Origin of the sequence: Arthrobacter sp. SLBN-53, assembly GCF_006715585.1 — a bacterium.
GTDB classification, from domain to species: Bacteria; Actinomycetota; Actinomycetes; order Mycobacteriales; family Mycobacteriaceae; genus Mycobacterium; species Mycobacterium neoaurum_A.
On record NZ_VFNN01000001.1, the window covers coordinates 907,403 to 918,922 of the forward strand.

Genomic DNA, 11,520 nt, shown 5'->3' on the forward strand with positions numbered 1-11,520 from the left:
GCACGATAGGGGGAGGATATGAGATGCCACAAGCAACAGATCCACCCTGTGAAAGCACCTTCTACCGAGGAGCCGTAGTTGACCACCGAGTTCGCGCGCCAAGACCTGGCCCAAAACTCTGGCACTGCAGGCGAAACCGATCGGGTCCGCGTGATCCGTGAGGGCGTCGCCTCCTATCTGCCCGATATCGATTCCGACGAAACCGCCGAGTGGCTGGAGTCGTTCGACCAGTTGGTCGAGCGGTCCGGCCCGGCCCGTGCGCGCTACCTGATGTTGCGTCTGCTGGAACGCGCGAGCGAGCAGCGTGTCGCCATCCCCGCGTTGACCTCCACCGATTACGTGAACACCATCCCGACCGAACTGGAACCCTGGTTCCCCGGCGACGAGGACGTCGAACGACGCTACCGGGCCTGGATCCGGTGGAACGCGGCCATCATGGTGCACCGCGCGCAGCGCCCGGGAGTCGGTGTGGGCGGCCACATTTCGACCTATGCCTCGTCGGCCTCGCTCTACGAGGTCGGCTTCAACCACTTCTTCCGCGGCAAGGCCCACCCCGGCGGTGGTGACCAGATCTTCATCCAGGGGCACGCCTCCCCCGGCATCTACGCCCGCGCCTTCCTCGAGGGCCGCCTCACCACCGACCAACTGGACGGTTTCCGGCAGGAGCACTCGCATTCCGGCGGCGGGCTGCCGTCCTATCCGCATCCGCGGTTGATGCCCGACTTCTGGGAATTCCCGACGGTCTCGATGGGCCTGGGTCCGATGAACGCCATCTACCAGGCCCGGTTCAACCATTACCTGCACGACCGCGGCATCAAAGACACCTCGGATCAGCATGTGTGGGCGTTCCTCGGCGACGGCGAGATGGACGAGCCCGAGTCCCGCGGCCTGATCCAGGTCGCCGCCAACGAGGGCCTGGACAACCTGACCTTCGTGGTGAACTGCAACCTGCAGCGCCTGGACGGCCCGGTCCGCGGTAACGGCAAGATCATCCAGGAGCTGGAGTCCTTCTTCCGGGGCGCCGGCTGGAACGTCATCAAGGTGGTGTGGGGCCGCGAATGGGATGCCCTGCTGCATGCCGACCGCGACGGCGCGCTGGTGAACCTGATGAACACCACACCCGATGGTGATTATCAGACCTACAAGGCCAATGACGGCGCCTACGTGCGTGATCACTTCTTCGGCCGCGACCCGCGCACCAAGGCCCTCGTCGAACCGATGAGCGACCAGGAGATCTGGAACCTCAAGCGCGGCGGCCACGATTACCGCAAGGTGTACGCGGCCTACCGGGCGGCCATGGAGCACAAGGGCCAGCCCACCATCATCCTGGCCAAGACCATCAAGGGCTACACGCTGGGCCAGCACTTCGAGGGCCGCAACGCCACCCACCAGATGAAAAAGCTTGCGCTGGAAGACCTCAAGACCTTCCGCGATGTCACCAGGGTGCCCATCACCGACGCGCAGCTGGAGAAGGACCCCTACCTGCCGCCGTACTACCACCCCGGCCCCAACGCCCCGGAGATCCGGTACCTGCTGGACCGCCGCCGCACCCTCGGTGGGTTCCTGCCCGAACGGCGCACCAAGGCCAAGCCGCTGACGCTGCCGGGCACCGACACCTATAAGGCGCTGAAGAAGGGCTCCGGCAAGCAGCCGGTGGCCACCACCATGGCGACCGTGCGCACCTTCAAGGAACTGTTGCGGGACAAGAACATCGGGCCCCGCATCGTGCCGATCATCCCGGACGAGGCACGCACCTTCGGGATGGACTCCTGGTTCCCCAGCCTGAAGATCTACAACCGCAACGGCCAGCTCTACACGGCCGTGGACTCCGAGCTGATGCTGGCCTACAAGGAGAGCGAAGTCGGCCAGATCCTGCACGAGGGCATCAACGAGGCGGGCTCGACGTCCAGCTTCACCGCCGTGGGTACCTCGTACTCCACCCAGAACGAACCGATGATCCCGATCTACATCTTCTATTCGATGTTCGGGTTCCAGCGCACCGGCGACGGCCTGTGGGCCGCCGCCGACCAGATGGCGCGCGGGTTCGTCCTCGGCGCCACCGCGGGACGCACCACGCTGACCGGTGAGGGGTTGCAGCACGCCGACGGGCATTCGCTGCTGCTGGCGTCGACCAATCCGGCGGCGGTCACCTACGACCCGGCGTTCGCCTACGAGATCGCCTACATCGTGGAAAGCGGCCTGAAGCGGATGTACGGGGAGAACCCGGACAACGTCTTCTTCTACATCACCATCTACAACGAGCCCTACGTGCAGCCCGCCGAGCCGGAGAACTTCGATCCCGAGGGGGTGCTGCGCGGGATGTACCGCTTCCGGCGGGCGCCGGAGAAGCGCACCAGCACCGCGCAGATCCTGGCCTCGGGCGTGTCGATGCCCGAGGCGATCAGGGCCGCGGACATGCTGGCCGACAAGTGGGATGTGGCCGCCGACGTGTGGTCGGTGACCAGCTGGGGCGAGCTCAACCGCGACGGTGTGCAGACCGAGAAGCAGCGCCTGCGCCATCCCGACCGCGAGGCACCGACGGCCTATGTCACCAAGGTGCTCGCCGATGCCACCGGACCGGTGGTGGCGGTATCGGACTGGATGCGCGCGGTGCCCGAGCAGATCCGGCCGTGGGTGCCCGGCACCTACCTGACACTGGGCACCGACGGGTTCGGTTTCTCCGACACCCGGCCGGCGGCGCGGCGCTACTTCAACACCGACGCCGAGTCGGTGGTGGTCGCCGTGCTGGAGGCACTCGCCCGCGACGGTGAGATCGATCCGTCGGTGGCGATCGCCGCGGCCAAGGAGTACCGCATCGACGATGTCCAGGCCGCCGAGGTCTCCTACGCGGACACCGGTAGCGCCTAGTTCTAGCGCCCAGTTGTAGCGCCTAGTTGTGGCGTGTGGAGCCCCGCCCGGAGCGAAAAGGGCGGGGCTCCACAAACGCGACGGTAAAATTTTAGAGGTGCCCGACAATTCTTTCCCCGAGCCGCGCTCTCCGCTCACCATCCTGGAGGACGTTCCGGAGTCGCTGCGCCGTCGACTGAAGCAGTACTCGGGTCGGCTCGCCACCGAGACGGTGCAGGCCATGCAGGAGCGGCTGCCGTTCTTCGCCGATCTGGAGGCCTCGCAGCGCGCGAGCGTGCAGCTGGTGGTCCAGACCGCCGTCGTCAACTTCGCCGAGTGGCTGCACGACCCGGGCAGCGACCTCGGCTACACCGCTGAGGCCTTCGCCCTGGTGCCGCAGGAACTGACCCGCCACGTCGCGCTGCGCCAGACCGTGGACATGGTGCGGGTGACCACGGAGTTCCTCGAGGAACTGCTGCCGATGCTCGGCCGCAACGAGGAGCAGACCAAGGCCCTGACCGTCGGCATCCTGCGCTACAGCCGCGATCTGGCGTTCGCCGCCGCCGCGAGCTACGCCGACGCGGCCGAGGCGCGCGGGGCCTGGGACACCCGGATGGAGGCCAATATCGTCGACGCCATCGTGCGCGGCGACGCGGGCAGCGGGCTGCAGTCGCAGGCGGCCGCCCTGAACTGGGACGCGACCGCTCCGGCCACCGTCATCGTCGGCACGCCGCGTCCGGATCGCATCGACCTGGCCATCGGTGACGTGCATGCCGCGGGCAACCGGCACAACCGGGCCACCCTCTCCGATGTACACGGCACCTGGCTGGTGGCCATCGTGGCCGGATCGCTGTCGCTGACCGACCGCTTCCTGGCCGACCTGCTCACCGTCTTCGACGACGGACCCGTCGTCGTGGGTCCGACCGCGGCAAGCCTGTCCGGCCTGCACCGCAGTGCCGCGGAGGCGATCGCCGGCATGCATGCCGTCGCGGGGTGGAGCGGCGCCCCGCGGCCGGTATCGGCCCGCGAACTGCTCCCCGAGCGAGCGCTGCTGGGCGACGAGAATGCGCTCGCGGCGCTGGAATCCGAGGTGATGCATCCCCTCGCCGATGCCGGCCCGGCGCTGACCGAAACGCTGGACACCTATCTCGATTCGGGTGGTGCCATAGAAGCGTGCGCCCGCAAATTGTTCGTTCATCCAAACACCGTGCGCTACCGACTCAAACGGATCGCCGATTTCACCGGGCGTGATCCCACCGTCCCCCGCGATGCGTACGTCCTGCGCGTCGCCACCACGGTCGGACGACTACAACGTGACCTGGGCCACTTCAACACGACAAATGGCAGTACAACGGGGCCCGTGGGGCCGCTGGGCACCCGATGGTTGGGACCTCTGCGGTAAGTGGATATCGCGCCGAGGTCACGCGCAGGTCGCTTCACGTGCTGTTTTGTAGAAACTCCACAAAAGAATAAGACAAGGTTCATAATCTCTTACACGGCGCTATGAGCGACTCACAGTGTTTTCTTAATCCCGTGCTTGCTTTGCTTGCTCCCGGCCAGGGATCCCAGACGCCCGGCATGCTGACCCCGTGGGTCGAGCTGCCCGGCGCCGTCGACCGTCTGACCACATGGTCGGACATCAGCGGACTGGACCTCGTCCGCCTGGGCACCACCGCCACCGCCGAGGAGATCACCGATACCGCGGTGACGCAGCCGCTGGTCGTGGCCGCCACGCTGCTCGCCTACGAGGAGCTCACCAAGCGCGACGGCCTCGCCGGTAAGTCCGCCGAAAATGGCACGGTCGTCGCCGGGCATTCGGTCGGTGAGATCGCCGCGTACGCCATCGCGGGCGTCATCTCCGCCGATGACGCGGTCAAGCTCGCGGCCACCCGTGGCGCCGAGATGGCCAAGGCCTGCGCGCTGGAGCCCACCGGGATGGCCGCCGTACTCGGCGGTGACGAGGCCGAGGTACTCGCACGGCTGGAATCCCTCGACCTGATCCCCGCGAACCGCAATGCCGCCGGCCAGATCGTCGCCGCCGGCGCCGTCGCCGCGCTGGAGAAGCTGGCCGAGGATCCCCCGGCCAAGGCGCGGGTGCGGGTGCTGGCCACCGCCGGCGCGTTCCACACCCACTACATGGCCCCGGCCGCCGAGGGTTATGCCGCCGCCGCGGCCGGTGTTGCGACCGCCGAACCGACCAGGACCCTGCTGTCCAATGCCGACGGCAAGCCGGTGGCCGACGCCGCCGACGCCATGACCAAGCTGGTCGCCCAGATGACCCGCCCGGTGCGCTGGGACCTGATCAACGAGACGCTGCGCGGTATGGCGGTGTCGGCGCTGGTCGAGTTCCCGCCCGCCGGAACACTCGTCGGCATCGCCAAGCGCGAGCTCAAGGGCACGCCGACCAAGGCCATCAAGGCCCCCGAAGACCTGGACGGGCTCGCCGAGCTCTGACCCGGAGTAGGAACGAACGACAGACTCGAACCATCCCGACAGCCGGGATGGCCAAACAAAGAAGGAGCCATCGTGGCCGCCAGTCAAGAAGAAATCATCGCCGGTCTCGCCGAGATCATCGAAGAGGTCACCGGCATCGAGCCTTCCGAGGTCACCCCGGAGAAGAGCTTCGTCGACGACCTGGACATCGACTCGCTGTCGATGGTCGAGATCGCCGTCCAGACCGAGGACAAGTACGGCGTGAAGATCCCCGACGAGGACCTCGCCGGTCTGCGCACCGTGGGTGACGTCGTCGGCTACATCCAGAAGCTCGAGGCCGAGAACCCCGAGGCCGCTGCCGCCCTGCGCGAGAAGTTTGGCTCGGAATGACCAAACCTTCCACTGCTAACGGCGGGTTCCCGAATGTCGTGGTAACCGCCGTCACGGCGACCACGTCGCTGGCACCGGACATCGAGAGCACGTGGAAGGGCTTGCTGGCCGGCGAGAGCGGCATCCGCAAGCTCGAGGACGACTTCGTCGAGAAGTGGGACCTGGCAGCCAAGATCGGTGGGCACCTCGCGGAGCCGCTCGATCCGCTGATGTCACGTCTGGAAATGCGACGGATGTCCTACGTGCAGCGGATGGCCAAGTATCTCGGCAACCAGCTCTGGGAGACCGCGGGCAAGCCGGAGGTCGATCCCGACCGTTTCTCGGTCGTGATCGGCACCGGGCTCGGTGGCGGCGAGAAGATCGTCGAAACCTATGACGCGATGAACGAGGGCGGGCCCCGCAAGGTGTCCCCGCTCGCCGTTCAGATGATCATGCCCAACGGTGCCGCCGCCGTCGTCGGCCTCGAACTCGGGGCCCGTGCCGGCGTCATCACCCCCGTCTCGGCGTGTTCGTCGGGCTCGGAGGGTATCGCCCACGCGTGGCGTCAGATCGTCATGGGTGACGCGGACTTCGCGGTCTGCGGTGGCGTCGAGGGTGCCATCGAAGCGCTGCCCATCGCGGCGTTCTCGATGATGCGTGCGATGTCGACCCGTAACGACGATCCCGAGGCTGCCTCGCGTCCGTTCGACAAGGACCGTGACGGCTTCGTCTTCGGCGAGGCGGGTGCGCTCATGATCATCGAGACCGAGGAGCACGCCCTGGCCCGTGGCGCCAAGCCGCTGGCCCGCCTGATGGGTGCCGGTATCACCTCGGATGCGTTCCACATGGTGGCTCCGGCCGCGGACGGCGCTCGCGCCGGCCAGGCCATGAAGCGCGCCATGGAGACCGCGGGGTTGTCGCCCAAGGACATCTCGCATGTCAACGCGCACGCGACGTCCACCTCGATCGGCGACGTCGCCGAGGCGAACGCCATCCAGGTCGCCGGTGTAGAGCACGCCGCGGTGTACGCGCCGAAGTCGGCGCTGGGCCACTCGATCGGTGCCGTCGGTGCCCTCGAGTCGATCCTGACGGTGCTGGCCCTGCGCGACGGTGTCATTCCGCCCACGCTCAACTACGAGACCCCCGATCCTGAGATCGATCTCGATGTTGTCGCGGGTGAGCCTCGTTATGGCGACTACCAGTACGCCATCAACAACTCGTTCGGTTTCGGTGGCCACAATGTGGCTCTGGCCTTCGGCCGGTACTGAGAACGAGCGTTACTGAGGCTTCAGAAGACAGGCCTTTGGAAGATCGCAGTACATGAGGTGGGGAACGGCTTGAACAAGCTGTCAACGGGGAACGGTTTGCCCAACGTGGTCGTCACTGGCATCGCCATGACGACCGCGTTGGCGACCGATGCCGAAACAACGTGGAAGAAACTGCTCGCCGGTGAGAGCGGCATCCGTCGGCTCGACGACCCGTTCGTCGAGGAATACGACCTGCCGGTCCGCATCGGTGGTCACCTGCTGGAGGACTTCGAGGACGAGCTCAACCGCGTCGAGAAGCGGCGGCTGTCCTACCTGCAGAAGATGGCGACCGTCATCGGCCGCCGGGTATGGGAGAACGCCGGCTCCCCCGACGTCGACCCCAAACGGTTGATGGTCTCGATCGGGACCGGCCTCGGCTCAGCGGAGGAACTGATCTTCGCCTACGACGGTATGCGGGCCAAGGGTCTGCGTGCCGTCTCCCCGCTGGTCGTCCAGATGTACATGCCCAACGGTGCCGCCGCGGCCGTCGGCCTGGAGCGCAAGGCCAAAGCCGGTGTGAACACCGTCATCTCGGCCTGTGCATCGGGATCGGAAGGTATCGCCAACGCGTGGCGCAACATCGTCTTCGGTGAGGCCGACATCGCCATCTGTGGTGGCGTGGAGACCAAGATCGAGGCGGTGCCGATCGCCGGGTTCGCCCAGATGCGCATCGTGCTGTCCAACACCAACGACGACCCGCCCGGCGCCTGCCGGCCGTTCGACGTCGACCGCAACGGGTTCGTCTTCGGTGAGGGCGGCGCGATGATGGTCATCGAGACCGAGGAGCACGCCAAGGCGCGCGGCGCCAACATCCTGGCGCGCATCATGGGCGCCAGTGTCACCTCCGACGGGTTCCACATCGTGGCTCCCGATCCCAACGGAGAGCAGGCCGGCCACGCGATGAGCCGGTCCATCGAGCTGGCAGGGCTGCAGCCCTCCGATATCGACCATGTCAACGCGCACGCCACCGGCACATCCGTCGGTGACGTCGCCGAGGGCGTGGCGATCAACAACGCCATGAAGGGCCACAAGCCCGCGGTGTACGCGCCCAAGTCCGCGCTGGGCCATTCGGTCGGGGCGGTCGGTGCGGTGGAGTCGATTCTCACCGTGCTCGCCTTGCGTGACGGGGTCATCCCGCCCACGCTGAACCTGAAGAATCTGGATCCCGAGATCGACCTGGACGTGGTGGCTGGCGAGCCGCGCACCGGCAACTACCAATACGCGATCAACAATTCGTTCGGATTCGGTGGGCACAATGTGGCGCTCACCTTCGGAAAGTACTGAACCAAAGTAAGACCCGAGGGCGCCGGTCACCATCCGACGCGTAAGAGGAGGACTGGATGACCATCATGGCTCCCGAAGCGGCCGCCGAGTCGCTCGACCCGCGTGATCCGCTGCTGCGGCTGAGCACGTTCTTCGACGACGGCAGCGTCGCGCTGCTGCACGAGCGTGACAAGTCCGGTGTGCTCGCCGCCTCCGGCACGGTCAACGGTGTTAAGACCATCGCGTTCTGCACCGACGGCACCGTGATGGGCGGCGCGATGGGCATCGAGGGATGCGCGCACATCGTCAACGCCTACGACACCGCCATCGAGGAGCAGAGCCCGATCGTGGGCATCTGGCATTCCGGTGGTGCGCGGCTGGCCGAGGGCGTCAAGGCGCTGCACGCGGTCGGCCTGGTCTTCGAGGCGATGATCCGCGCCTCGGGCTACATCCCGCAGATCTCGGTGGTCGTCGGCTTCGCCGCCGGCGGTGCCGCCTACGGACCCGCGCTGACCGACGTCATCATCATGGCCCCGGACAGCAAGGTCTTCGTGACCGGCCCCGACGTGGTGCGCAGCGTGACCGGCGAGGACGTCGACATGGTGTCCCTCGGCGGCCCGGAGGCCCATCACAAGAAGTCCGGCGTGTGCCACATCGTGGCCGATGACGAGCTCGACGCCTACGAGCGCGGCCGTCGCCTGGTCGGATTGTTCTGCCAGCAGGGCCATTTCGACCGCAGCAAGGCCGAGTCCGGCGATGTCGACCTCAAGGCCCTGATGCCCGAGTCGGCCCGCCGCGCCTACGATGTGCACCCGATCGTCGAGGCTCTGTTGGACGCGGACGCGCCGTTCGAGGAGTTCCAGTCCCGCTGGGCTCCGTCGATCGTGGTCGGCCTCGGCCGGCTCGCCGGCCGCTCGGTCGGCGTGATCGCCAACAACCCGCTGCGCCTCGGCGGCTGCCTGAACTCCGAGAGTGCCGAGAAGTCGGCGCGTTTCGTGCGGTTGTGCGATGCCTTCGGCATCCCGCTGGTGGTCGTGGTGGACGTCCCGGGTTACCTGCCCGGCGTCGATCAGGAGTGGGGCGGCGTGGTCCGGCGTGGCGCCAAGCTGCTGCACGCGTTCGGTGAGGCCACCGTCCCGCGCGTCACGCTGGTGACGCGCAAGATCTACGGCGGTGCCTATATCGCGATGAACTCCCGCTCGTTGGGTGCCACCAAGGTGTTCGCCTGGCCGGACGCCGAGGTCGCCGTCATGGGTGCCAAGGCCGCCGTCGGCATCCTGCACAAGCGCAAGCTCGCCGCCGCCGCGGACCATGAGCGCGACGCGCTGCACGAGGAGCTGGCCGCCGAGCACGAGCGGATCGCCGGTGGGGTGGACAGTGCCATCGAGATCGGTGTGGTGGACGCCAAGATCGATCCCGCGCACACCCGCAGTGTGATCACCCAGGCGCTGGCCGAGGCGCCCGCCCGGCGCGGTCGACACAAGAACATTCCGCTGTAACCTTCAGCTGGGCCCAATGGCCGGTTATGACACGCTCTCCCCGGAAAGCCGTGTCATAACCGGCCATTCGCCGTTTCAACGGGTGGTTCAGCGGGTGGTTCAGCGGGTGGTGTAGCCGCCGTTGGCGAAGACGGTCTGGCCGGTGATCCAATGTCCTTCGCCGGCAAGGAACAACACCAGCGGGGCAATATCCTCGATGCGCGTCAGACGCCCGCCCATGCCCTGGGATTTGTGAAACTCCACCCGCTCGGGGGTCTCCTGACCGTAGAAGAACGGTGTGTCCATCGGGCCGGGGCCGATGTTGTTGACGTTGATCCCGCGCGCCGCGAACTCCTTGGCGGCCGCGCGGGTGAAGTGCTCGACCGGACTCTTGGCGCCGGCATAGGTGGAATAGCCGTCGGTGAATGCGGCCAGCAGGGCGGTGACGATGGTGATGACCGAGCCGTTGTCGGCGAGGCGACGCCCCGCCTGCTGAAGGAAGAAGTAGGCCGCCTTGGCATTGATGTCGAACATGGAGTCGTATTCGGCCTCGGTGGTCTCCACGATGGGCTTGCGCAGCACCTTGCCCACGGTGTTGATCGCGATATCGACTCCCCCGAACGCATCGACGGCGGTGTCGAACAACCTCTCGACGTTGGCGGGCACGGTCAGATCGCCCTGCACCTTGATGGCCTTGACGCCGGCCCGCTCGGCCTCGGCGACCGTCGCATCGGCATCGGACTCGGTCGCCGAACTGTTGTAGTGCACGGCGACATTGACACCGTGCTGCGCCAGACTCCGGCTGATAAGGCCCCCGAGGTTCTTGGCACCGGCGGCGACGACTGCTGACTTTCCCGTGATTTCGCTCATGTATCGCACGCTAACGACGGTTCAGACAATTGAAAAACAGATATAAACTGACTTACGACAAATGATGCTTGTAGATTGATCGGATGACTCTCGACCTTCGGCGACTGGGCCACTTCGTCGCCGTGGCCGAGGCCGGTAGCTTCACCGCAGCAGCGACCACCCTGCACATCACCCAACAGGCGCTGAGCCAATCGGTCCAACTGCTCGAAAAAGAGCTCGGTGCCGAGCTTTTCACCCGGTCCGGGCGCCGCATCACCCCGACCGCGGCCGGCGCACAACTGCTGATCGAAGGACGGGTACTGCTGGCCGCCGCCGATACCGTGGCCAACCGGGTGTCGCGGACCGCCGGTGACAGCCCCGAGGTGTTCGTGGTCGGACACACCCCCGCGCTGAGCTCGGCAGAGGTGTACACCACGCTCGAACCCGCGATCGAGCGCTTCACCCACATGTCGGTCACCTGTCGCCAGATGTATCCCGGCGAGCTGCTGCGCGAGATCCTCGATGGCACCGTGCACCTGGGGCTACGCCGAGGCATCGCGCCCACCGCCGAATTGTCCTCGGCCACCATCGGTTACGACCGGGTGCGGGTGGCCGTACCTCGTGAGCACCGGTTGGCCGACGCCACGGTCATCGACATCCGCGAACTGGCCGGCGAGCAGATCGCGCTGTGGGCACCGCCCGGCGCGTCGTACTACAGCGACTTCCTGATGGGCGCGTGCCGGCGAGCGGGTTTCGAGCCCGACTTCGTCGTCAGCCGCGTCCAGGGCTCGACGACGGTCGCCGCGCCGCTGACCACCGGGGCGCCGGCGTTCGTCACCACCCAGGCCGGGCCGGCGATGGATGGCCGGGTACGGGTCATCGACCTCGAACCCGATCTCCTCGTCGGTGTGCAGGCACTGTGGCAACGGCACACCCGGTCGGCATTCCGTGACGCCGTTCTCGCGGCCCGTTGA

At 66.8% G+C, this 11,520-nt stretch carries 9 protein-coding genes; 8 read left to right on the forward strand and 1 reads right to left on the reverse strand.

Annotated elements, in window-relative coordinates; genetic code table 11:
* Nucleotides 1-150: 150 nt before the first annotated feature.
* From aceE to FBY28_RS04425, 7 genes are all read left to right on the forward strand, one after another.
* Nucleotides 151-2,868, forward strand: coding sequence for a pyruvate dehydrogenase (acetyl-transferring), homodimeric type (aceE, locus tag FBY28_RS04395; protein ID WP_353618553.1), 2,718 nt, complete (start codon nucleotides 151-153; stop codon nucleotides 2,866-2,868).
* A 97-nt stretch (nucleotides 2,869-2,965) separates the two neighbouring features.
* Complete coding sequence (locus FBY28_RS04400; RefSeq protein ID WP_141864585.1) at nucleotides 2,966-4,249, forward strand: PucR family transcriptional regulator; 1,284 nt, start codon at nucleotides 2,966-2,968, stop codon at nucleotides 4,247-4,249.
* 131 nt (nucleotides 4,250-4,380) lie between these two features.
* On the forward strand, nucleotides 4,381-5,301 hold the full coding sequence (locus FBY28_RS04405; protein ID WP_141864587.1) for an ACP S-malonyltransferase: 921 nt from the start codon (nucleotides 4,381-4,383) through the stop codon (nucleotides 5,299-5,301).
* 72 nt (nucleotides 5,302-5,373) lie between these two features.
* Nucleotides 5,374-5,670, forward strand: coding sequence for a meromycolate extension acyl carrier protein AcpM (gene acpM, locus FBY28_RS04410; RefSeq protein WP_019513341.1), 297 nt, complete (start codon nucleotides 5,374-5,376; stop codon nucleotides 5,668-5,670).
* On the forward strand, nucleotides 5,667-6,917 hold the full coding sequence (gene kasA, locus FBY28_RS04415) for a 3-oxoacyl-ACP synthase KasA (RefSeq protein ID WP_141864589.1): 1,251 nt from the start codon (nucleotides 5,667-5,669) through the stop codon (nucleotides 6,915-6,917). The genes acpM and kasA overlap by 4 nt, the downstream gene beginning before the upstream one ends.
* A gap of 57 nt (nucleotides 6,918-6,974) precedes the next feature.
* A complete protein-coding gene (gene kasB, locus FBY28_RS04420) occupies nucleotides 6,975-8,240 on the forward strand; it encodes a 3-oxoacyl-ACP synthase KasB (RefSeq protein WP_286177740.1) in 1,266 nt (421 codons plus the stop codon).
* Between the two features lie 56 nt (nucleotides 8,241-8,296).
* Nucleotides 8,297-9,718, forward strand: coding sequence for an acyl-CoA carboxylase subunit beta (locus FBY28_RS04425; protein ID WP_019513338.1), 1,422 nt, complete (start codon nucleotides 8,297-8,299; stop codon nucleotides 9,716-9,718).
* Between the two features lie 99 nt (nucleotides 9,719-9,817).
* Here FBY28_RS04425 and FBY28_RS04430 read toward each other — a convergent pair whose 3' ends face one another.
* Nucleotides 9,818-10,567: an SDR family oxidoreductase gene (locus FBY28_RS04430; protein ID WP_141864593.1), complete on the reverse strand. Its 750-nt coding sequence runs from the start codon at nucleotides 10,565-10,567 to the stop codon at nucleotides 9,818-9,820.
* A gap of 83 nt (nucleotides 10,568-10,650) precedes the next feature.
* Between FBY28_RS04430 and FBY28_RS04435 the strand changes: the two genes are divergently transcribed.
* Nucleotides 10,651-11,520: a LysR family transcriptional regulator gene (locus tag FBY28_RS04435; protein ID WP_141864595.1), complete on the forward strand. Its 870-nt coding sequence runs from the start codon at nucleotides 10,651-10,653 to the stop codon at nucleotides 11,518-11,520.

Coding starts and splice junctions, on each gene's coding strand:
- FBY28_RS04430 (WP_141864593.1), bottom strand. CDS start 10,567: ATGAGCGAAATCACGGGAAAGTCAGCAGTCGTCGCCGCCGGTGCCAAG.
- FBY28_RS04435 (WP_141864595.1), top strand. CDS start 10,651: ATGACTCTCGACCTTCGGCGACTGGGCCACTTCGTCGCCGTGGCCGAG.
- kasA (WP_141864589.1), top strand. CDS start 5,667: ATGACCAAACCTTCCACTGCTAACGGCGGGTTCCCGAATGTCGTGGTA.
- FBY28_RS04425 (WP_019513338.1), top strand. CDS start 8,297: ATGACCATCATGGCTCCCGAAGCGGCCGCCGAGTCGCTCGACCCGCGT.